General features: G+C 37.6%; 24 protein-coding genes. 4 read left to right on the top strand and 20 right to left on the bottom strand.

What is annotated here, in order from left to right; all coding sequences use genetic code 11:
- Window positions 1–250: 250 nt before the first annotated feature.
- From R2R71_RS19995 to R2R71_RS19985, 3 genes are all read right to left on the bottom strand, one after another.
- The gene (locus R2R71_RS19995) at window positions 251–1,327 is read right to left on the bottom strand and encodes a sugar transferase (protein WP_316833061.1); all 1,077 of its coding nucleotides are present in this window, start codon (window positions 1,325–1,327) and stop codon (window positions 251–253) included.
- A gap of 41 nt (window positions 1,328–1,368) precedes the next feature.
- Entirely contained in the window at window positions 1,369–1,764 is a 396-nt protein-coding gene (locus R2R71_RS19990; protein ID WP_316833060.1) for a response regulator, read from the bottom strand.
- A gap of 363 nt (window positions 1,765–2,127) precedes the next feature.
- Window positions 2,128–3,543, bottom strand: a complete 1,416-nt coding sequence (locus R2R71_RS19985; RefSeq protein WP_316833059.1) for a PLP-dependent aminotransferase family protein — start codon at window positions 3,541–3,543, stop codon at window positions 2,128–2,130.
- Window positions 3,544–3,642: 99 nt separating this feature from the next.
- On the opposite strand from R2R71_RS19985, the gene R2R71_RS19980 reads away from it, so the two are divergent.
- Together R2R71_RS19980 and R2R71_RS19975 are read left to right on the top strand one after the other, a co-directional pair.
- The gene (locus R2R71_RS19980; RefSeq protein WP_316833058.1) at window positions 3,643–4,152 is read left to right on the top strand and encodes a cupin domain-containing protein; all 510 of its coding nucleotides are present in this window, start codon (window positions 3,643–3,645) and stop codon (window positions 4,150–4,152) included.
- Window positions 4,153–4,208: 56 nt separating this feature from the next.
- Window positions 4,209–5,102, top strand: a complete 894-nt coding sequence (locus R2R71_RS19975; protein WP_316833057.1) for a dihydrodipicolinate synthase family protein — start codon at window positions 4,209–4,211, stop codon at window positions 5,100–5,102.
- Between the two features lie 63 nt (window positions 5,103–5,165).
- Here R2R71_RS19975 and R2R71_RS19970 read toward each other — a convergent pair whose 3' ends face one another.
- The 9 genes from R2R71_RS19970 to R2R71_RS19930 form a co-directional block, all read right to left on the bottom strand.
- Entirely contained in the window at window positions 5,166–5,303 is a 138-nt protein-coding gene (locus R2R71_RS19970; RefSeq protein ID WP_316833056.1) for a hypothetical protein, read from the bottom strand.
- 44 nt (window positions 5,304–5,347) lie between these two features.
- Complete coding sequence (locus R2R71_RS19965; protein ID WP_316833055.1) at window positions 5,348–5,863, bottom strand: type 1 glutamine amidotransferase; 516 nt, start codon at window positions 5,861–5,863, stop codon at window positions 5,348–5,350.
- Between the two features lie 23 nt (window positions 5,864–5,886).
- Complete coding sequence (locus R2R71_RS19960) at window positions 5,887–6,618, bottom strand: YggS family pyridoxal phosphate-dependent enzyme (RefSeq protein WP_316833054.1); 732 nt, start codon at window positions 6,616–6,618, stop codon at window positions 5,887–5,889.
- Window positions 6,615–7,337 (bottom strand): ATP-binding protein, encoded by a 723-nt coding sequence (locus R2R71_RS19955; RefSeq protein WP_316833053.1) that lies wholly within the window; start codon window positions 7,335–7,337, stop codon window positions 6,615–6,617. Before R2R71_RS19955 ends, R2R71_RS19960 begins: the two co-directional genes overlap by 4 nt.
- A 9-nt stretch (window positions 7,338–7,346) precedes the next feature.
- Window positions 7,347–7,949: a MarR family winged helix-turn-helix transcriptional regulator gene (locus R2R71_RS19950; RefSeq protein WP_316833052.1), complete on the bottom strand. Its 603-nt coding sequence runs from the start codon at window positions 7,947–7,949 to the stop codon at window positions 7,347–7,349.
- A complete protein-coding gene (locus R2R71_RS19945; protein WP_316833051.1) occupies window positions 7,942–8,205 on the bottom strand; it encodes a DUF2024 family protein in 264 nt (87 codons plus the stop codon). The genes R2R71_RS19950 and R2R71_RS19945 overlap by 8 nt, the downstream gene beginning before the upstream one ends.
- Before the next feature lie 66 nt (window positions 8,206–8,271).
- Entirely contained in the window at window positions 8,272–8,505 is a 234-nt protein-coding gene (locus tag R2R71_RS19940) for a thioredoxin family protein (RefSeq protein WP_316833050.1), read from the bottom strand.
- Window positions 8,506–8,635: 130 nt separating this feature from the next.
- Window positions 8,636–11,011, bottom strand: a complete 2,376-nt coding sequence (locus R2R71_RS19935; protein WP_316833049.1) for an ATP-binding protein — start codon at window positions 11,009–11,011, stop codon at window positions 8,636–8,638.
- 354 nt (window positions 11,012–11,365) lie between these two features.
- Window positions 11,366–12,064 (bottom strand): DUF1826 domain-containing protein, encoded by a 699-nt coding sequence (locus R2R71_RS19930; RefSeq protein WP_316833048.1) that lies wholly within the window; start codon window positions 12,062–12,064, stop codon window positions 11,366–11,368.
- Between the two features lie 188 nt (window positions 12,065–12,252).
- Here R2R71_RS19930 and R2R71_RS19925 point away from each other — a divergent pair, with 188 nt between their 5' ends.
- Window positions 12,253–14,205: a glycoside hydrolase family 97 protein gene (locus tag R2R71_RS19925; protein WP_316833047.1), complete on the top strand. Its 1,953-nt coding sequence runs from the start codon at window positions 12,253–12,255 to the stop codon at window positions 14,203–14,205.
- A 61-nt stretch (window positions 14,206–14,266) separates the two neighbouring features.
- Here R2R71_RS19925 and R2R71_RS19920 read toward each other — a convergent pair whose 3' ends face one another.
- Entirely contained in the window at window positions 14,267–14,887 is a 621-nt protein-coding gene (locus R2R71_RS19920) for a hypothetical protein (protein ID WP_316833046.1), read from the bottom strand.
- Window positions 14,888–15,119: 232 nt separating this feature from the next.
- On the opposite strand from R2R71_RS19920, the gene R2R71_RS19915 reads away from it, so the two are divergent.
- A complete protein-coding gene (locus R2R71_RS19915) occupies window positions 15,120–15,569 on the top strand; it encodes a hypothetical protein (protein ID WP_316833045.1) in 450 nt (149 codons plus the stop codon).
- 162 nt (window positions 15,570–15,731) lie between these two features.
- On the opposite strand, the gene R2R71_RS19910 is transcribed toward R2R71_RS19915, so the two are convergent.
- The 7 genes from R2R71_RS19910 to R2R71_RS19880 all read right to left on the bottom strand — a co-directional run bounded on the left by R2R71_RS19910 (window position 15,732) and on the right by R2R71_RS19880 (window position 22,795).
- Window positions 15,732–16,211: a hypothetical protein gene (locus R2R71_RS19910; RefSeq protein ID WP_316833044.1), complete on the bottom strand. Its 480-nt coding sequence runs from the start codon at window positions 16,209–16,211 to the stop codon at window positions 15,732–15,734.
- Window positions 16,212–16,444: 233 nt separating this feature from the next.
- The gene (locus R2R71_RS19905) at window positions 16,445–17,116 is read right to left on the bottom strand and encodes a hypothetical protein (protein WP_316833043.1); all 672 of its coding nucleotides are present in this window, start codon (window positions 17,114–17,116) and stop codon (window positions 16,445–16,447) included.
- Between the two features lie 171 nt (window positions 17,117–17,287).
- Window positions 17,288–17,677 carry a hypothetical protein gene (locus tag R2R71_RS19900; protein ID WP_316833042.1) on the bottom strand — a complete coding sequence of 130 codons (390 nt, stop codon included), beginning with the start codon at window positions 17,675–17,677 and terminating at the stop codon, window positions 17,288–17,290.
- A gap of 346 nt (window positions 17,678–18,023) precedes the next feature.
- A complete protein-coding gene (locus R2R71_RS19895; RefSeq protein ID WP_316833041.1) occupies window positions 18,024–18,482 on the bottom strand; it encodes a hypothetical protein in 459 nt (152 codons plus the stop codon).
- Window positions 18,483–18,649: 167 nt separating this feature from the next.
- The gene (locus R2R71_RS19890) at window positions 18,650–19,180 is read right to left on the bottom strand and encodes a hypothetical protein (protein WP_316833040.1); all 531 of its coding nucleotides are present in this window, start codon (window positions 19,178–19,180) and stop codon (window positions 18,650–18,652) included.
- A gap of 1,559 nt (window positions 19,181–20,739) precedes the next feature.
- A complete protein-coding gene (locus R2R71_RS19885; RefSeq protein ID WP_316833039.1) occupies window positions 20,740–20,991 on the bottom strand; it encodes a hypothetical protein in 252 nt (83 codons plus the stop codon).
- 901 nt (window positions 20,992–21,892) lie between these two features.
- A complete protein-coding gene (locus R2R71_RS19880) occupies window positions 21,893–22,795 on the bottom strand; it encodes an amidohydrolase family protein (RefSeq protein WP_316833038.1) in 903 nt (300 codons plus the stop codon).
- Between the last annotated feature and the right edge of the window lie 290 nt (window positions 22,796–23,085).

Here is a 23,085-nt window from a genome sequence, read left to right as displayed (position 1 = left end):
GAAGTCGAAAATTCAAGCAATTAAGTATTAAGTTAACAATTAGTTTGAATCAAAAGTAATAAATATTCTTTATTAGATAACTCACATTTAAATTTGGTTCAGGTCACTTCATAAAATTATTCAAATTTCCTCGTATACATCAAGATCAAAGATAATTTCGACTTTTTCTTATTCAATAACCATTATCAAGTGCCAAATCATTCGATATGGTAATGATCCCCCCAGGTTAATGATGTTTAACTGTACATTATTAAACTTGTTCCTTTTGAATAAGTGCCGGAAAAGTTTTAAGAATTATTTTCATATCTAAGAAAATAGAGTAATTATCGGCATAAAAATTATCAAGTTCTTTGCGTTCGCGTTCCGACATTTCTTTTTGTCCTCTTTTGCTGATTTGCCATAAACCGGTTAAACCTGCCGGACCGATAAAACGTGTAGACCACTCATTTGTAGTGAGTTGTTCAGCTTCGTAAAGTGGTAAAGGGCGGTTTCCTACCAACGACATGTCGCCCATGAAAACATTAATTAATTGGGGAAGCTCATCAATACTGGTTTTTCTAAGCAAAGATCCGAATTTAGTTATCCTCGGGTCATTTTTAAATTTTACAAAAGCAGTTTTCTTATTCGTATTTTCTTCTGAGCTGGCATATTGGTTTAAATCTTCCATTTTATGCAACAGCTGATCAGCATCCTGCCTCATCGACCGAAACTTATAAAAATCGAATATTTTATATCCTGCTCCAACCCTTTTGCTCTTATAAATAACCTTTCCTTTTGATTCAAGTTTGATTATTAATGCGACTACAATAAACAATGGTGCTAAAAAAAGTAGAGCCAAACCAGAAACTAAAACATCAAATATTCGTTTTTGAACCGGTATTTCATACTTTTCTGCTACCTTTTGAGTCAATTCTGCAATCTTTGGCTTTATTAATTTAAACTTAACCAGAAAATTAATGCGCTCAAAAAGGTCTTCTAGAGGAAAAGGATAAGTGTAATAGTCATTAACCTGCAGTTGAAGTGCTTTTTGCCGCAATACTTTATCATCACTGATACCAAGCAAAATAATTATAAGCCCCTGAAGAAAAGGATGAGCTTTAATATACTTAACCTGTTCAAAACAATTATCATTTTCATCAACCTCAATAATGATTACATCAGGCAAACTTAATAAGGGCTCATTATCCATATAAACTTTAAAGTCATCAGGATATTCGATATGTGCGATGTTGGCATTAAGTTCTTCAGCAATTAAACTTTTTAAAAGCTGACCAAAGTACACAATCTTGGTATTTACTATCGAGCGCTCAATTGTAGATGTTATCATTATGGGATGATATTAAATAATTCTTAAACAGCTTTACAGGGCTATGCTGTTAGCTGTTCAATTCTCGATTTTAATACAATCGGATTGAATGGTTTTTCAAGGTAACTATCAACTTTAAATGAAAGTGATTTTACAATCGACTCTAAATTTTCAGCACCAGAAAGCAGGATAACTGGTGTATTTCGGTAAAAACCACTTATTTTAAGGTTTTTAATGAATGAACTGCCATCAAAATATGGCATTCTTAAACCAGATATAATTAAATCAGGATCATTCCCGTCGGCTAGCCAGGAAAGTGCTTCTATTGCGCTTTTCTTGATGGTTAAGTCGTAATCAACAGCCAAAATAAAACTTAAAAGCTTTAAAATGTTAAGTTCACTGTCTACAATTAAGATACTTTTTTTATTCTCTCTTTGTATTCTTTTTCTACTTTCCATATTGAATGCATTAATATTACTTCAGTTTTGAAAACTTTTTGCAGGATGATAATCTATTTCTTACATCTATAAACTAACCTTATTCACATTTTTCAACTAATACCTATTAGTATCTTGTCTGCCTAGCATGACGGTATAAAATTGGTCTTTCAGCACCTTGCAAGCAATAGCCCGATGGGGCTATAATCAAATAGCCCGCAACACTAAAAAATATTCACAAACAATTAAACAGCAACCGATTACAAACAAAAAAGCTTTCCAAAGCTCATGTACAGCGCTAGTAACGTGCACTAAAGCCTAGCTCAGCCAAAAAAAAACGAGAAGATATAAATGGATATTGGACAGTTCGATCGCTCGTTAAAATTAATCCAGAATTTTGGCAAGCGCAATTATGCCTTTTTCAAGATCGGTTTCATTTAAAGAAGCATAGCCTAGTCGAAGCCCCTTAACGGGCTTTCCAAAACTAAAAGTGGCCGGAGATAAAACCTGTATACCCTTTTGCTCAAGTGCAGTAACAATTTCCGTTAAATCTATATCACTTTTAGGTGTAAGCCAAAAAGCAAGTCCTCCTTCAGGTTTTGAAAAAGCGACCTTATCAGAAAGATGTTTAACGATCAGCTTTTCTACATAATCCCTTTTTGCTTTGTAATAAAGCGTAGCCTTTCGTAAATGCCGCTTAATATGCCCATCGTTAATGAGTTGGAGCATCGCCTGCTCCATTATGTTATCCCCCTGTACATCTATTATTTTTCTTAACTGCCCAATCTTTGCAATTAATGCCGGTGAAGCTGCCAGAAAACCGATCCGTAGTGCCGGGGCAACAATTTTGCTCATTGTACCGATATATACGTAGTTTTCCAGATGCTCAATACTGCTTACCGGAAGAATAGGTCTTTGCCCGAAGTGAAATTCATTATCATAATCGTCTTCAATAATGGTAAAACCGTAATGATTTGATAGCGCAACCAGTTCAAGCCGTCTGGTCAGACTCAAAGTAACCGTTGTGGGAAACTGGTGGTGTGGTGTAATGTATACAGCCCTAATCAATCTTCCCAATTGTAATACAGATTTCAGTTCGTCAGTCACAATACCTTCAGCATCGACACTAATGGGCAAAAGTTTTGCTCCCGCATGCTCAAATGCCTGCCAAGCAGGTTCATATCCCGGATTTTCTATAGCTATATAATCGCCCTGGTTAATTAAGCAATGGGCGGTGAGAAACATCGCCATCTGACTGCCACGGGTAATAAAAAGCTCATCAGCAGTTAAATGCATACCCCGGTTATAATTCAGCATCTGAACAATTGCCTCACGAAATTCTTTTTCTCCTGCGCCATCACTATACCCCATCAGCTGCCACCTGCCCTTTCGGTTAAAAATCTGACGGTAAGCCGCAGCAAGTTCATTAATGGGTGCAATCCTGGTGTCGGGCAAACCATCATCAAACAGCACCTGAGGCTTTGATACAATAGCTTTAGCTTGGGGCTTATGCCTGGCTTCTTTTAAATGATTAAATTCAGGTAAGCTGGGTGCAACAAATGTTCCTTTTCTTGGCAATGATACCAGCCAGCCTTCGGCCAGAAGTACATCAAGTGCGTCGATTACAGTATTGCGGTTTACCTTTAACTTTTGGGCAAGTTGCCGGCTGCCTGGCAGTGCATCTCCACTACGTAATTTGCCAGCTTTCACTGCATTTATAATTGCATCTGCAATCTGCAGATAAATGGCTTTATCATCACTAACATTAATCGTGATTTGAAGTTCCCAAGGTCTAAGCATCTGGACTACCTGTTATTTATAAAATCTACACCACTAAGCTCCTCCAAAGTTAACTTAATTTTGTTCATGCAATGATGCAAATATTAAAAATTTTCGATCATGACAGATACTAAAATCACTAAAAATCCTACAGAAATCAGGTCAATGATTCATAAGGAACAAAAACAATTCAGCTCAAAAGATTTCCATCAAACTTTTGCCAGACCTCAATTTGTGATGCCTTCGCACCTGGTACACAAAAACGTGGAAAACGCCGGTGAACACAATCAGTTTTCTACAGAACGCAAACACCCGGTGTTCTTTGTCGACCTTCCAAGTAAAAATGTTAGCATGACCATTGGCGGATTATTACCTGGCCAGCTTACCAACAGGCATCGCCATACCTACGAAACGGTTCTTTATGTACTGGAAGGTAAAGGTTACACTGAAATTGAAGATAAGAAAGTGGAGTGGCAAAAAGGTGATGCGGTTTATATCCCATCATGGGCATGGCACAGGCATCATAATTTAAGCGACATTGAGCCTGCAAAATATATCGCCTGCGAGAATGCCCCGCAGCTGCAGAATCTGGGTGTGGCACTTCGTGAAGAAGAAGGCCGGGACCTTTAATTTATCCAGTTATGAGTCCGCTGAAAAGCGGACTCTTTATTTAAATCTTTATACAAATGAATTCCATTCCATTTAAGGGGATTATCTCCTACCCCATTACACCATTTACAGAAGACAATCAGGTAGACATACCATTATTTAAAAAATTAGTGGAAAGATTAGTATTGTCGGGCTCGCATGGTATTGCCTCATTAGGTAGTACAGGAGTACTTCCATACCTTAACGATAGCGAAAAGGAAGCGGTAACAGAAGCAACCATTGCACAGGTTGCGAACAGGGTTCCGACACTGATCGGGGTTTCCAACCTGACTACCGAACGTACCATCCATCATGCCAGATTCGCTGAAAAAGCGGGAGCAACGGCAGTTATGATTATACCAATGAGTTATTGGAAACTTAGTGATGAGGAAATACTTAAACATTACGATACCGTAGCTTCAAAAATCTCTATTCCCATTATGGCTTACAACAATCCCGCTACAGGCGGCATTGACATGTCTCCGGCATTACTGAAACGTTTGCTGGAAATCCCAAATGTAACCATGATTAAGGAAAGTACAGGCGATGTTCAACGCATGCATTATTTAAGAAGTGTGCTTGGTGAGGATGTTGCCTTTTACAATGGCGCTAATCCCTTGGCTTTAGCAGCGTTTGCAGCTGGTGCCACCGGCTGGTGTACCGCTGCGCCAAACCTGATCCCGGATCTTAACATGGCGCTATACCATGCCGTTGAGCAAAACGATTTCAAATCAGCAGAAAAAATCTTCCTTGAACAGTTTGATTTGCTAAAATTTATTGTGAATAAAGGACTTCCAAGAGCCATTCAGGCAGGATTAAACATCTTTAAGGAGGATGGCGGTTATCTGAGGGCACCGCTCCTTCCATTACATACTAATGAAGTCCGGGAGCTTGAAGAAATTCTTTCTAAAACCCTTAACACTGTATTATAATCACTTAACAATAAGCCTCTGTTTCTTCAAACGGAGGCTTGATATTGTAAAATCAGATTGATATTAGCTTTGCAGAAAGTTTTCGAGCAAGCAGTTTGCAATACTGTTCAGCTCTTTGTATTGCATTAACTGCCCGGAAAGTACTTCCGGCGGCTGGATATATTCAGCATGAACCAGTTCGTCTGCACAATTATTGAGCATACTTTCTACCGCCTGCGGTGTTGTTTCCAGATGAAACTGTAAACCTAAAACCTGGTTCTTATATAAAAAGCCTGATTGGGGTTAGCTTCAGAAGATAATAAATCCATACTATTTGCGGGGATTTGAAATGTTTCTCCATGCCAGTGGAAAACCTTAGGATTTGCAGAAAACAAATCATAAAACCATGCCTTTTGCAAACAGTTTTCAGTTGGGTAAACCGGGAACCAACCTATCTCCTTATTGGCCGCTTTAATAACTTTCGCACCCAGACAAACTGCCGATAATTGAGCACCCAGGCAGATACCAACCACTTTCTTACCTGCCGCAATGCAGCTGCTAATAAAATCTTTCTCTGTTTTAAGCCAGGGATAATCTGTTTCGTCGTAAACACTCATTGGTCCACCCAGTACAATCAAAATATCAAAACTGTTCAGTAATGGAAGTTCATAATCGGCTTCGAAAAACCTTGTTCCCGAAATCTCGTGATGCTTTTGCTCACACCATGATTCAATGTAGGCGGGTCCTTCGAAATCAACATGTTGCAGGTAATGTACTTTCATCTTTATTAATATTCAGTATTTAGCTAAAGTGATTCATTCCAGTAAAAACTATCAGGCGTAGTTCTGGTACCAAAAACGGCTGTGCCCACCCTAACAATTGTTGCCCCCTCTTCAATAGCAATTTCCAGATCACCACTCATGCCCATCGATAACTCATCTACGTAAACGCCATCAATTTTTGCTTCCCTAATCTGCTGTTGTACATATTTTAAAACTTTAAAACAAGCCCTCACCCTATCATCTTCCCCACTTAATAAACCAATGGTCATTAACCCTTTTACTTTTAAATGATTTAAACCTGCCAGATATCGGGCAAATGCTATGGCATCGGCAGGCTTTATACCAAACTTACTTTGTTCATTGGAGGTATTCACCTGAATAAATACTTCTATTGATTTATCTTCCAGTTCGAGTCTGGCATTAAGCTTATCTGCCAGTTCTTTATTATCCAGCGACTGCAGGCAAACTACATCATACCGAAGCAGCTCTTTTATTTTATTACTTTGCAGGTGGCCTATAAAATGATTGGTATGGGCAATACCTTTTAAATCATCATATTTTTCTTTGAGTTCCTGTATCCTGTTTTCAGCAATCAGGGTGTTTCCACTTACCAATGCCACTGAAATTCGTTGTGCAGAAACTGTTTTAGTTGCAAGTAATAGCTTAACTTCATCAACAGACCGACCTGCGTTTTTACAAGCCTTATGTATCCGTTTATGGATTTCCTCCAGGTTAATTTCTATTTCTGATTTCATATTGTTGTGAGGCTTTGCGCTCTTTCAAGTTGCTTTATCAAAAGTTCTTTTACTGCTGTAAGGGTATGATCACGTGCTTCAGCAAAGGAAATTTGATAAATGCGGTTTATATGCTGCATATCTTCAGGATAACGCATTAATAAACGATCATAATAAGTATCGAGCACCTCCTTTTGGGGCAATTTGTAGTTAATCCTTAATTGAAAACGACGAATAATCGCCGGATCGATAAAATCGATATGGTTGGTAGCGCAAATAAGTATACTGTCTTGCGGATAATAATCAATTAGCTGAATAACTGAGGTAACAAGCCTTCTCATCTCACCTACATCTTTATCATCAAGGCTGCGCATTTTTGCAATCTGATCAAACTCATCCAGGAAAAGTATTGATTTCTCCCTCGCGGCTTTATCAAATACCATTTTAATATTCTGGGCTGTTTCTCCCATTTTAGCGCAAATAACATTGCTGAGGTTTAATACCAGTAATTCTTTACCCAGTGTGGCAGCTATTGCTTTTGCTGTTGCTGTTTTACCACATCCTGAAGCACCATGCAGCAGGATTTTATTATTAACCGGCAGCTCATATTTTATCAGTTCTTCAGCATAGCTATATTCTTTTATTAATTGCTGAATAGCCTTTTTAACGGGGGCTTCAAAAAACAGTTCATCAAGGGCTACAATTGTCTTATCTTTTATAATCAGGTCGGAAATATACATTTATGCTATTTAATTTATCAGATGTTCATTACAATCAATCTGAAGCTGTGAAAGGCTCATGTACTGCTGAAGTAAATTACAGTAATGGCGTTCTCTTTCGGGCCTGTAATGTTTACAAGTCTGGCACATACGCTGTCCCATGATCAGCTCAGATTGATGAAGTGCAAATATAACCTGACTGAGTGTAAAAAACAGTTTTTCTTTATCTTCAGCCATCAAAGTAAATAAGGGTTGCAGCAATGGATATTTATAAAATGAAGCTTCCTGTGCTTTTTTGTAGCCTTCTGTTGTCAGCTGAATTATAAACTGCCGCCCCACAGTTGGCGAGTATACTTTTTCTACCAGTTTCTTTTGTTCCAATAATTTAACGGTATCGCTGATGCTCGCCTTAGAGATATTGAATTCTTTTGCAAGCCGGTTAATCCGGGCTAATTCTGTGCTATGATTAAGCAGAAAAGTAAGTACCTGAAGCTGTATAGGACTAATAGATTGTTCAACAGCTGTTTTCCAGGCAAGCGTACGCATCACCTGCGATAATTTATCCAGTGCATCTACAATCTTATTTTCGATACTTTCAACTGGTTCAACTGTTGTTTTAGTGCTTTTAATCACATCCTTCCATTTCAATGATGAAATAACCTTTCTGATTTATACTTTCCAGCATTTCATCAGAAGCAACTTCCTGGTGGCAAAACTGGCATTCTGCCGCTGTCAATGGTTGTTCCTCCTCACCCTTGGTGGCCAGATAAGCCTTTCCCATTTTATGGATCATATCTGCATCTTTTATACTTTCAGGAGCGATGATATCGAAATGCATAATTTCACCATTCTGTTTTTTTACATAAGTATCCCAAACTGCTACTCTCATTCTGTTTAATTTTTAAGATTAATAATACGGATAAGCTGCAGCACAGACTGCACTGCAGCTATTAATTTATCCCTTTATGTCTGCAATAGAAGCGCCGAAATTGATATGTAAAACATTACCGTTTGGTGTTACCAATGCCGGTACAGATTTGATACCTGCCTGTTCAGCTTCAGCAATACGGCTTCTGTCTTCGCCGATGTTTACAACCTCTACATTAGATTCGCCAATTAAACCAATAATGTCTTGTTCTGCACTTACACAAACCGGACAGCCTGCGTGGTAAAAAATAGATTTGCTCATTTCAATAAATTTGTATTTTGACTTTATTGTCGATACAAACTTAGTTAGGTCACCTAACACCAGGCTGATCCAGTTTTTAGAAATTAGGGCGAAAACTGGACGGTTGGTGATTGTTTAATATGTTGATATGTTAATCTAAAGCGATCACCGGCAATGCATAATAGAATATGCTGCCACTCCCCGGTTCGCTCTCCAGCCAGATGCGGCCATTCATCTGCATAATCATATCAAAACAAATATTAAGGGCAAAACCGGCGCCGGATAGAGATTTTATATATTCTGCATTGGAATGCTTAATGCGAAAAAGGTTTTCTTTTTGACTTTCTGTCATTCCCCGGCCCTGGTCGCTTACAGAAACGATAATCTCTGTTTCCGTTTGAATAGCATTTATTGATATTACTCCATTTTCGGGCGAATATTTTGTTGCATTGCTGATTAGGTTTCTGTTAATAAACAGCAGCATTTGTTCATGTGCCTGAATGTTAAGGTTTTCAGGAACCCTGTTTTCGATTTTTATTCTTTTCTGTTCCTGATTTATAATGTATATGCCATTTGCCATAACAAAGTTCTGATATAGATTAATATTTTGTGGTCTATAATCAAAATTATTGTTTTCACTTTGCGCCCAGATCAGTACACCCTCCAGTATACCAATAGCATTTCTTGCCGTATCTCTTAATTGCACAACAATTTCATTTAACTTTCCTTCGGGAAGCATTCCGCCTGGCATATTTATAATTTGCGAAACCATCATAATGGCCGAAAGCGGTTGACGTAAATCGTGCGAAATGACAGATAGTAACCTATCCTTAAATAAATTCAGCTTTTTCAACTCCTCCCCGGTCTTTATTAATTCGGTAATGTCGACTGCAAACCCAATAATACCTCCCTTGCTGGTATTATCAGGAAGTACCATGGTATCAAAATAAAACTGCTTATCTTCTACTGAAAAAGCATTAACAGCACGACCTGTTCTTCCATTTCTAGCAAGATTGAAGACTTCTTTCATGTCACCTGCTAATGAATAAGCATTTTTTCCGATTAACTGGTCATTACTCCACCCCGGAACAGCGCTAAGCCCCGCTCCAACTGAAGTGGTAATTTTTCCATTATCATCTATCTGGTATAGTATTATCGGTAAGTTTTTAAGAAGTCCTTCCAGAAAATAAGTTTTTTCTTTAAGCAAACGCTGGCTTTCGGCCAACTCTTCCATTGCCTGGATAAGCTTTTTATTTTGTTTCCGGTAGCGCCATAAACTTACGATAACGACACAAATAATTGCCAACAACAAAACCACCACAACAATACTCATGCGAAGTTTAATACTCTTAAGTTCATTGTCGTGCGCTAATAAATCGAGGCGTTGCTGCTGTCTGTTTTCTCTGAAAGCGATTTCCATATCAGCCGCTTGTAGATCCCTGTTTACAATCGACAAAGAATCCTGTATTTTATCGATTCTTTTCAGCACCATATATGCCGCTGATTCTTTCCCGATCTTATCTAGGTATTTCCATTTTACCTTAAGCCACCTGCTATAGATTTCAGTCAAATTTACCCCTTGCGATTGTTGTTTATCTATCCCTCTGGCGGCAAGATTAAGCAGGCTGTCAGCAGCCTGATATTTTTTTATTTCCAGATAAAGATCTGCAAGTTTAAGTTCAGCAGTGAGTACATCTTGCATTTCATATCCCGGCCGGTTATTTATCGAAATACTTTGTGTTAAGTAATGCTCGGCCAATTGATATTTACCTTGTCTGGCAAATAATCCACCGAGATTACCGTATACAACACCCCTCGCAGCATCTCCAATCCTTTTACCCGCATCTTTACGGATCAAAACAAGCGCCTTGTGATAATAGTTTATTGCACTATCTGGCTTTTCAGTATGTTCGTAACAAAGTGCTATCGTATTTAGTATACTGTGTACACTGTATATATCTTGTTTAGTACAGAAAGTATTTTCATTTAAAGCCTTTTTTAAATAAGGAATGGCTTCTTGATATTTTCCCTGACGATACTTTACCAAGCCTAACTGATTAGTGAACTGCGCTTGTGAACATTGATCAAGGTGTTGTCGGGCAAATTCCAACCCAGAATACAATCTTTCAAATGCAGAATAATAACGGTGTTCCTGAAATAACAAATTGCCTTCTGTAAAATAAGTCTGTGCATAAAAATCCTTATAAACCAGTTTTTTATCAGCAATAACGCGATACATACTATCGGTATATTGGCGAGCTTTGGTGGTATCTAATCTGTAGTTGAGGTAAAAATCTGCCAGTAATTTGTATTTCATCCAATAGTCGCCATATCCAGGTGATGGTATGGACCGGAAAGCGGAATCCATATGAAGAAATCCTTTCTCGATTTCGCCAGATCTCCAAAGAGCGCTCGTGTTGGAAACAAGCGAATCTGTGATCGTCCGGTTATCCGGAATTACATGGCTCTTTTTTTTACAACCAAGCGCCAACATAATTAAAACTGCAATCCATATTGTTAAGCGCATAAGAATAATTCAGACAAATGACTATTAAATATTTCTACTTTAACCTAAAATACAAATTTTGTGCCCAATAGATTTGGCTTGGTTAAAGTTTACACACCGGAAAACAGGATTAACATTTTTTATCCTTTGAGCAAGGATGATGTCAGGTCGAGAAACCTTTAGCTTAGCATTCAAAATAACGATTAAATAAAAAAGGGATACAGATTTTCATCCGTACCCCTTCATCTAAATTAACGCTCTCGGGGTCAAAGATATAAATATTTTTTAATGCTTCATTACAAAGCAATGATTTTCTTAAAACTCAAGGTTTTAAAGATAGTTGTTAGCACTTGTAACCAATTCTTTGTCGCTGCATTAGCAGATTAAAAGCAATCTGTATTCGTCTTCGTTTTCAAAAGGGGCTCGATGTATGCAAGGCAAAACATTTTGCCCGGGATGATCAACAGCCAGTTTCCAGAGATTACCTGTACCCAGGCTTATTGGGGAGGCATTTGGCTTCGCCTGATAGTGGAGATCATAAAAATGTGCTTTCACAAAATCTTCGAAGCCTATTTCTGAGCCATCAGACAAGGTTTCAAGTTCTTTTCGGAATTCCGGAATCAGAACCTTTTGTTCTGCTTGGTCATTAGGAATAATTTCACTTACTGAACCATGATAGGTACACAAAAAAGTGTCGGTACTGATGGGCGATCGGTCTACATGATAGGAATAAACGTCGGTAGGAAAAACATCGAAATCATCATCACGCGGATAATTGCGGATTAAATTAAGTACAGGTGCAGCACCAAAAGCTTCCAGTAAATTAATATCATCAATAATAATAGCCCTTGCTTTGCAGCCCTCTTCTGAAAGTGCCAGCGTTTGAAGGTCATCTATTGATACCGTTGTAATTGCTTCTTTAAATTGAAGATTGGCAACTATTTCTTTAAAATCCCCATCCAGTTTTCTCTCCCAGCCTATTGCATTTACTTCTCCATTAAAGGCTGTACCAATCAGCTCATCAAAAGAAGAAACAAGCTGCGTTTGCTTTTTACCAGAGAATTCATTTTTCATTCGCTAAAACTAGCTGATATAACTGAAACCACAAAAGGTATTTCCAGAGCAAAACATTTTCAAAATCCTATGCTTTCGAAAATGAGGAATAAAAAAATATTGAAGTAAATAATGAAAACATTAAACGTCATAATAACATTTAAAAAAATAATCTTAATATTTGTCTAAACCAACCAACATACCATTCTATGAGATACCTTCAAATCGCCTTGTTCATGACATTATTTGCGATTACAATCCAGGTGGCTACTGCTCAGAACATTAGCGTTTCAAGTCCTGACAAAAAGCTTACTGTTAAATTATCACTTAACGAAGGCAAATTGAGCTATCAGGTAACACTGGATGGAAAAGAAATGCTTGGAGACTCACCGCTAGGTCTTCGGGGTGCTCAAATGGATTTATCAACAGGATTAAAACTCATTGACAAGCAATCACGCAGCATTGATGAAACCTATTCAGAACCCAAAATAAAAATCAGCAAGATAAGGTATCAGGCCAACGAGCTGCTGTGCAGCTTCGAGAATATTAAGAAAAACAAACTGGAGGTGGTTTTCCGTGTAAGCAATAACAATATCGCTTTCAGGTATCAGGTTCCGCAAACCGGTGAGCGGGCAAACTTCACTATTGAAGAAGAGTTAAGCGGTTATAAATTTCCTGTTGAAACCACAACCTTTTTAGCGCCACAGGCTACCGCTATGATTGGCTGGATGAAAACCAAACCGAGCTACGAAGAAGAGTATATTGCCGATCAGCCAATGGGGATTCCTTCTAAATATGGTCAGGGTTATACTTTTCCGGCGCTTTTCCACCTTGGCGACAAAGGCTGGGTACTCTTATCAGAAACCGGTGTAAACTCCTTGTACTGTGCTTCTAAATTAAGTGAGGGCACTAAAGAAGGAAGTTATAAAATTGCATTTCCATCACAGGGAGAAAACAATGGAATCGGTTCAGCAAACCCAACAATTCCCTTGCCCGGCAATACACCATGGAGAACCATTACAATGGGCAGCAACCTAAAACCTATTGTAGAAACCACCATTCCATTCGATGTGGTAGAACCCCAATACGAAGCCACTAAAAATTACACCTTTGGCCGTTCTACCTGGAGCTGGCTGGAATGGCAGGATGCCAGCATAAACTACAATGATCAGAAAACATTCATCGATCTGGCTGCAGACATGGGATACGAATATGCATTAATAGATGGTGGCTGGGAGAAAAACATAGGCTATAAAAAAACCGAGGAATTGATTACTTATGCTAAAAGTAAAAATGTAGGTATTTGCCTCTGGTACAACTCTAATGGTTATTGGAATGACGCCCCCCAAGACCCTAAAAACAAGATGAACACTGCATCAGTGAGGAAAGCAGAAATGGCCTGGATGCAGCGCATGGGTGTTAAAGGAATTAAAGTAGATTTCTTTGGCGGAGATAAACAGGAAACGATGAAGTTGTATGAAGACATTTTAGCTGATGCTAATACCTTCGGCTTACATGTAATCTTCCACGGCTGTACCCTTCCCCGCGGCTGGGAACGAATGTACCCGAACTATGCAGGAAGCGAAGCTGTTCTGGCTTCCGAAAACCTCATCTTTACCCAGCAGGCCAATGATAACGAAGCTTTCAATGCAAGTCTTCATCCCTTTATCAGGAATGCCGTAGGCGCAATGGAATTTGGCCCTGTATTGCTAAACAAGCACCATAACAAAAATAATGATGGAGGTAAAATCAGAAAAACTACTGAAATATTTCAGCTGGCTACTGCTATCCTGTTCCAGAGCCCGGTGCAGAACTTTGGTATTACTCCAAATAACCTTAGGGAGATGCCATCGTACGTAACGAGTTTTATGAAAAATGTACCCACTACCTGGGACAATACCGTTTTCATCGACGGCTATCCCGGTAAGTACTGTGTAATCGCCCGCCGACATGGCGCACAGTGGTATATTGCCGCTATTAATGCCGAAAAAACGGTAAAAAACCTCAGCATAAAACTACCTTTTTTAAGCAGCACTGAGCTTACGGCATATATGGACGACAGCAATCGCTTACCGCAAAGCAAACCTTTAAAGATGGATAAATCCGGACAGGTTAAAGTCAGTCTATTGCCTGATGGTGGAATGGTAATCGTAGGGAAATAGCATTAAGGCAATTAAAATCTTCTGAACGTACGAAGGTGAAAGGATATTTATTTCCTAAACCTCAGTTTACTTTTTTCAAAGGGTAACGCTTTGCCCTGAAAGTCAATTTTATTTCCTTAAAAACCTCATAGGCTTCCAGTTCCTTTAGTGCGCGTGTTAATTCCCCTTCACTAAATGTTCCTTTCCATTTATGTTCCATGAAAACACTTAAAGCTTCCACCATTATCCAGGCTTCCTCTTTAAGCAGAAAGTCAAAGCAGCATAATATCGTATTCCACTGTACTTCTACCGGATCAAGAATCAAGTGTCTGGCTACGGGTTTCACATATTTCCTGAATTTCTCGTAATGAGGCATCAGTCCATCTGCCCGCATCATCAATGCATTATCCGGAAAATCCCTGTACATCTGTGCTACTTCACTTCTTCCGTAGGTGGCCACCGTAAGCCCTGCAATTGCAGAAAAGCTGATTAATGCCAGGTGGTCGTAAATCCAGGGATAAAAGGTTTTTGATGAAGGTCTTTTTAACAACAATCCCTTTGCACCGCTTAGTTCAAGTCCCGTAATTTCAAATTCATCGGCAAAAACATGTGCCAGTAAAAATTGCGAGGAAGCACTAAGCAATTCTTCCCTGCTGTATACCTGCGTGGAGGGTAAATTGAAATCGAGTAAGGAAAGCTGCAAAATGTTTTGTCCGGTTTATCAGCTGGCAAAATAATAAATAAGGAAAAAAGAGGCAAGTATTGTTAAGCCCATAAACTATAACCAAAGCTTAACCACCTCTATTTAAGCGTTATTTTTTTAAAAAAATATTTCCTTCAATGCTGAGGGCTGGCTAGTCTGGCTTACTAATACTGACCCTAATTTTACGGAATAATATTAACTTAGAAGAAATGTCACTGTAAAATGCTCCCTGATGAAAAGTTATTTTAGTTTAAGATGCCTGCTATTTTTTATCTCCTTTTCACTGACTGCCTGTAGCGAGAAAGCAAAAGACCTCAATCATGCCGAGGTACATAAATATATTGGACTAAGAAAAGCTGACACCACAAAACTGAGCATCAGGATTGCCGGTGATGATTTTTATGGTACAATGGAAGTCATCTATGCAGTGGGCATGAAGGATTCGGGCGATGTGAAGGGTAAGCTTTACGGTGACACAATATTTATGGGCGACTATTACCACATGCATGATGGCCAGGAAAAATGGCGCAGGGACCCTTTAAGGCTGGTGAAACGGAAAGGAAAACTCATTCGTGGTGAAGGTTTAGTGGGTTATTTTGCCAACATCCCCTTTTTTGTAAGCTATCCGCCGGTCGAATATGATGAAAAGAAGCAGTTTGTCCTTTTTCCCATTAAGCAATAAATTCTCTGGATATGACAGTTGCTAACCAATTATAGATGGTGGTATAGATTTTTCCCGAACCTGCGTATTCAGAACAGAATTTTTAAGCACAAGCTAGCAGGCGCTTGTGCCAGATAGCGCTATATCAATCTCCGCAACTAACCATTTTATGCTTAGCCATTATTATTTAAGCCCGGCTTTTTGCTGATAATCTATCTGAATCTCCCTGATCTTATCGGGCATATTTTCGAGTTCGGCATATTGTTGAGTGGCTTGCAGGTAATTTGTACGTTTTTCTGTTCCTGCAGAACTCAAAATCTGCTTAATGGTTGTTCCATACTGTTTCGACTTGTTAAGGTACTGCGTAACAGATGCATGAAAAGCTTTGGCATTTTCACTTGGCTTAAAACTGGCCAGGTCGGCCAGGCCCATATCTGCATTTTTAATGAGGTTATCGGCCTTAATATCCAGCGAAGTGGAGTCGCTTCGATCTGCATGAAACAAGGCGGTACTATCTGAGAACACTTTCTGGTCCTCATCGAGGTTTTTCATCTGGTTTAGAAAAACTGAGGTAACTTTTTCATTGTATCCCAATTCGGCATTCGAGCAGGCCGTGATCAAGGATAACAGGATCATGGATAATAAAAATCTTTGAGTCTTCATTTAGGTATCTTTTATAAATAGATACAATTCAAGCGGTTAGAATGTTTGGCAATATTGGGTTTACTAAATTTTTATCTCTTAAAGCATAAGCGGGACATTTGTGATAGGTGGGATTTGCAATTCTCAATTTATTAATCTTTTATATCATCCAGCACCAGTCCTTTTCAAAATATTTTTTTTCGAGAACTAGACAATATTATTCTGTTTCAGATTATATTACAAAACATATTTATCTACCAAATCACTGTCCAATAAATAATTATACTTTTATCTTCACTGAAAGCAATACCTCTCGAATATCCATTTTCCCATTGTTCAGGCATCTGTGGATCAGGTTTTAAGTCAAGCGATTTTGAAATATTATTATCTTTTTTACTTTCAACAACATAAATTACAAAAGAATTATCCAGCCTGAGTGGCCTGCTATTATTGTATTCGTTATAATTTACAAAATTCGGGACAGGCAATTTTGACAAAAGGCAATTCTTATTCCGTAAATCAGTACTAATGTCTGGCATAACATGCTCAAAGTTTGTTTCCTTTGTTTCAAATGGATTAACAACTAATAAACATGAATCTGATGATTTGTATTTTTCAATAGCAAGCTCTTCAAATTTCGACCTGATGGAATCAGATTCATTTTTATCGACTCCATATTCATAAAGAAGTAATGAGAAATCATTTTTAGTTCTATCAGTATATGAATACGTTGAATGTGAGTCGCCAGTTTTAGAAAGATTGAGAGGAAAATGCGAAACCAATTTCTTATCGAATTTTAATTTCAACTCCTTATAACTTTCATTATCGTGATGATACTTAGAAGAATTCTGAGCGCAACCACTCTGCAGGAGAACAAAGAATACAAAAATTAAAATTACATTGAAAATATTGACTTTAATTTTCATAATTATAAAACTAATGAATAAAATGAATCGGGCAACTTTAAATAAAATCTTTTTCATTAACGCCGTCTGACCTTACAATTAAATCAGTAAGCTTACCTGAGCCAAATAGCCTAAACGGTTTAATTTTAGAACAATCTATATAAAATCAACAGATTCCAATATGCATAAATGCTATTGCAATTGGCGTGTAATCACTAAAAAGAAACTCAACGAGATAAGAAAATACAGAACGGTAAAAAAAGCACTTATGTATTTATTTTTTTTTGTTTCATTCTTAAATTCTTCAATAATTCTATCATGACTTCCGGACCGAATTAGTTCATATTTAAACAATAGATAGCCCGGGAGGATAAGTAACAGCCACCAAAGCTTATCCAATCCTTGTCCTGTAAAAAGCATAAATTTTTCCTGATTTAACTGTGCTAAAATTAGCTTCAATAGCGTAAGTATATTTATAAAAACAAAGCACAGCATCACGCAATACGTTTTAAAAAAAGGAATCGCAGTACCATCTTCAAAGTATGTAAAAAGGCGATAGTAGTAGTATTTAAATATTTTCATTTTATTTTTTGAAATTGATTGTAAATACAATCAATTAGTTGTTCCAAAACCCTGTTAATTCAGAATTATCGCGGCAATAAAAACAAACACTGTTAAACCTAGCAATATATACTTGAAATTTTTATCATACCAAGTCAAATAATATTGTCTACTTTCTTGCTTAACGCTCGGTTCCTGCCCTAATACTAGAAATGCGAGAATCATAAATAACACAATAGAAAAGAAAGACTTAAGAAGCTTGTAGACTATATCCAATAAAAACATAAGATTATTTTTCTTTATAAAATGTGTTGTAAGAAGATAAAGGTATTATTATTTCTGTATGCTGTATTTCTTCTATATTTCATTAAAATGGAAACGGTTCTGCAATAAAAGGATTACTATTTTCTGGAAGTTTAGTGATTATTAGTCTTACGATGTGCCAAAACTCATCGTTCCAATTATATTCATCGAAGATTTTTCTATTATGAAGATAGATTTCGATTCGAGGGCAATCGGTCATATTTCCAGTTTTAGTTAATGGCTTTTCTTTCATTTTATCCAAAACTGCAAAGAGCACTTTTGCGGAGTCTATTCTGAATTTTAGTTTAGACTGTACAGCTGAAATTTTCATCTCTTGGGTGTAAAGGCTACCCTTACCTTTAACTACTTCTGAGTTACCATCTTTCTTTACATAAATTGAATAAAACTTTTGTCCGAACCTGATATCTATCCTGGCTGGATAGATATCAGGTTCCTTCTTTTTGCACATTGAAAAACAGAATAAAAATATCAAAGAAATACATGTAATCGTAGTCGTTTTCATATTAATGGGCTGTTTAGCAAATTGCTCACAATATAATCATTGCCCGATAAAATAAGCCTGCCCTTTCTATTTTAGCACAAGCGGTATGCTTGCACAAGAGGATATTCAGGTTCATATATTGAAGGAAAATTTGTTTCGGCCATATTTTTGTACAGTGTGTTAAAAATCTATTCTATACAGTTATAATCGAATTTGATGGGCAGATTTTTTATAATAATTGCTTCTAAAACTTCATATTCAGCAGGAACGTTACTGTAAGCATCTATCACTTTCTTTTTTTTAGCATAAACCTGGAGATGGTTAGCATCAAATATTTTGTAACTTTTGAAGTTCATTTTATTTAATTTCAAAATAATTGTTTTTAGCGTATCAATACTGTTTTTCGCTTTTATTGAAAATGAACGTTTAGTTATAACTTTCGTAAAAAAATACTTGTCGTTTTCAAAATTATCAACATCTCCTTTTTGTACCGTACCAAAGCCCTCCTTATTATATTTAATCAGATAAGCACACAATTTATCCCGCGTAATAATCTCTAAATCAACATTATCATCCTTTATGATCTGCTTATCAGAATCTCCTTTATTGTTTTCACAAGAAAGTAAAAAACAAATCAATAAGCTAAAAACCAATTTTAAAAACTTAGTCCTGTCTGTCGCCATGTTTATCCTTCCTGAAATTGTTAAGCCTGTGGTCATTTCCTTGATTTTGATAACGAGTCTGTTCTGTAATTCTTTTGTGAAAGCAGCCCTTATTGAGTCTCTCCTTAAAAGTTTAGCATCAGCATTGAATAATTTAGCTGAAATTAAGACATCCCCTCTTGTTCATAATAATTAAGTGAACTAAAAATATAAAGTTATAAAAAAGTAAAGGCGTGTTAGCTGAAAATTGTTCATTCGTCATTAGTTCATTGGTTCATTGGTCTCAACAAGTCGTCATTGCGAGGCACAGCCCGTTCCGAATTATTCGGAAAAGCAATCTCTAATTATTACCACTTACTGATATAGATTGCTTCAGCTCGCACTAACCCCGCTTCGCAATGACGGATGAGTCAGTCCTTCGACTACGCTCAGGATGACAGGCTGAATAGGACGAATAGCTCATACCAAAATGATGCTCTACACCGTCACCCTGAACTTGTTTCAGGGTCTCTTTTATGAGATGCTGAAATAAATTCAGCATGACGTTTGGCGTAATAATCTCTTAGTTAACATTATTGGTTATTGGAAATTGTTCAATCGGTTAATTGTTTAACTGCTAACTGAAAGCTGCCAACTGATTATTTGCTTGCCGCCGCAAGGGCCCTTTCTTTTGTCTTGATACAAAAGAAACAAAAGATCAAGGCTTGGATCTGCAGTCGGATAAATTCGTTAAAGCTTTGTTTGCGGCAACACAAGCGTTCCGACGAAAAATCGGAACAGGACGCGTTGCCTTGGTTCGTGGTGGGTTGAAGGGTTAATTCCGGGAAGCTTTAACGTTTTCTCCTTCCTGCATCTCCTAGGCCGGTAGCAGGGTGCAGGGGTGTTGTGGAGGCCTTCGGTTGGGTCGTTGGTTATTAGTTCAATGGTCATTAGTTCATTGGTCATTAGTTCATTTGTTTCCACAATACGTCATTGCGAGGTACTAAGCAATCTCCTCATTAACTATATTGATTATTGAACATTGGTTATTGTTCAATAATCCCTGAATACTTTAGTTCCCGGTGTCGAAGTGTTACGGAAGCAGGATTGGCGTACACTGGGAGATAATATGAAGTAAGGGTGGATAAGACGTGGACTAAAGGCGGACTTGAGTCGGACTTGAGGTGGACTTAATGGTGAAAATTATTGATAAAAAGCAGCGGAATTGCTGTATTAATCTTGTCTGTGAATAGGTCTACAGATTAAATTTAAACTGGTTATACATACAAATTTCCAATTTCTTTTTCAGTTATACAAGTTGTATTTTTCTTAGCTCCAGACGGAGTACGCCCAGCGCTAACAAACCTGCAACATGCCGGATTAAAGGTTTATAAAGTTTTTAATTTATGAAAACCCATGATGACTAAATAAGAACGGACTGGTATATTTTTCACCAATCCGTTTAATAACCAAATATAGGCCTACACGAGCACAAGGCCATTACAAAACTAAAGACTGACTTTAAACTTAATGTTAAGTAGAAATGAACAGCTCAGGTAATTTTGCTTAAAGTTCAAACTACGATTTACCACTATTGTATTAAGATTTTAGTAGAAGCGACATTAGCTTATACAATATTATGGTTGATGATATAAGCGGCCACCAAGCTGAAAATTCTGGCTTAAGGTTGCCATTTCTGATTCAGCGATGAGATTTGGATCTTCAAATTGTTTCATCAATAAGGTTTTAGGAACGGTTAACTGACCGGTAGTAGTTTTAATCAGGCATTCATTTTCCCGTTCATGAGCGGCAAGGTAATCACCAATATTGGGCACAAGTTCTTCGAGACGGATAAGTATTTCGTAATAGAGATAAAGCGGGAATTTCATGGCGCAAAGTTAACTCAACATCAATATAAGATTAAATTATTAATATATTAACATTAAACATTTGCTTAACCTGAAATTAACAGTGATACTTATGGTTTAATTTGTACTGAGCTTTGTGGCAAGCCGATAAATAAAAGGGTATCATTAACATTGGGTGTTGTTTATTTTTTCCATTTTTCTAAAACCAAATGTGTTATTTTCGGTTTAGTCACACATGGAACCGATAAAAGGATTTGAAAAGTTAGTATCTTTTCTTGTGGGTACAGTTATTCTTTGTGTGATTATTATGTCTATAATTTCTATGGCATTAATGAATTTATCTTAAGTCTTTCTTTAATTAAGTAGGTATCCTTCAAAATAAGTGATGAGGGTTGCTTTTCGATGCCTATACATTGCTCATTCTACAAGCGTTATGAATTCGGGTCACGCTTATGGCGGAGGACGTTAATGCAAATCCGATATAATACTTTACCAAATAAGTTTAATTTGATTTTTAAGAAAAATCTTTAATTGCATAAGTATTTTAAGCCTGTGCGTTTGGCTTGCCATATAAGTGATGATAGTTTTCAAAAAAAGAAGCCGATGTGGTTTTCTTCCCCTAAGCCGGAAATACTGTATTGGCTGGCATTGGAAGATAAAATGGGGCTCATAAAATTCATGCAGCCTTAGGGATGTGCTGTATGTCTAGATCGAGAGGGGCGATAGCCCCTTTCTCTTTTTACTGAACAATCTAATAACATGTAAAGTAATTTGACATTCCCCGCGTAAAATATTCTTTATAAGATGTATCTAATCCGACCTTTATAAAAAGCCAGGTCTAAAAAGCAAAACCTCATTATGCTTTTATGTGAAATATTTAACTGCAAGTATTTAACAGAAATCATATTCAAATACTGCAAAGTTATAGCCTCAAGAACCTAGCTGCATTATTATATAAAATACCTTCCTTTTCCTTTTTTGTGAGGAAATTAAGGCTATTTAAAAATTGTAATGACTTCTCTGTTGCACCAGGCCACACCATCTGATCAGTCCCGAACATTACCCTATCTATGCAGCCTGCTTCTTTGGCCTGCTTTAAAAACGATTTGGTATAGCTTTGGGTAAGCGGTGAAACCCATAACATCACCCCCAGGTCTGAATATAACTGAGGGTACATTAACATCATCCTGGCTGCATGCTCATACCATACCTCTCCAGAATGCATCATATAGACACGAAGTTTGGGGTATTTTACCAGTACATCTTCTATCAAAAAGGGATCACTTAGCGCCAAGCGTGCCTTTGGTGAGCCATGATAAGGTGTTTCCGGGGCACCTCCTCCAAGATGAACAGCGACCGGAATGTCATATTTCTCGCAAATACGTAAATAAGGCTGCCATACGCTATCAGTTAGTGTCGTTCCTGAGTAGTAAGTCCCTATCTCGCCAAAGACCTTTATTTTTTTATCTTTTACCATTTGCTCAAATGCTTGCGGATCCAAGCCGAAATCATCCGGGCTGTCCATTGCAATTCCCGGAATAAAAAGGTGGTCTTTATCTTTTTCCATCCATTCTTCTACAGCCTTTGGCGAACCACTGATGACTGCTTTGACTACATTCGCTTTTCGCAATGAAGCGTATGTATCCCTAAAATGGTCTTCGCTATTCTTTGACGGCATACATCCGGCAACTACTGGTGAAGGATAAGCAAAGCGGTTATCTTCATAGCAATGGATATGGACATCAATTATTTTATTTACTCCCTGCGCTTTGGCAGTAGTTAAGAAAAATAACGCTGATGCAAGCGCGAGTAAACTTTTTCTCATAGGATGCTTAGGTTTGATTTTCAAGCTTTAAGAAAATAAATCTACAAATTTAAGGGATATTTTTATAGGTCCATTTTAGCCACAGGATTTGAGCTAAAAGCCAAGAGCGTTAGATTTCAAGGAGTGAAAACTCATCTGTATACTTAGACTTCATCTGGACTTTCGTTCTTCTAATAAGCTTGTTTATAGTTGCCACTGCGCAATTAAAGTTGAGCGGCCTAGTTATGTAAACCTACGACTCCCAAAACAGGCTAATGAAACGAGTAGCAATACACGGTTAGCACCCTTTC

This window comes from Pedobacter aquatilis (assembly GCF_032678405.1).
GTDB classification, from domain to species: Bacteria; Bacteroidota; Bacteroidia; order Sphingobacteriales; family Sphingobacteriaceae; genus Pedobacter; species Pedobacter aquatilis_A.
This window is presented reverse-complemented; position numbering and strand designations above follow the sequence as displayed.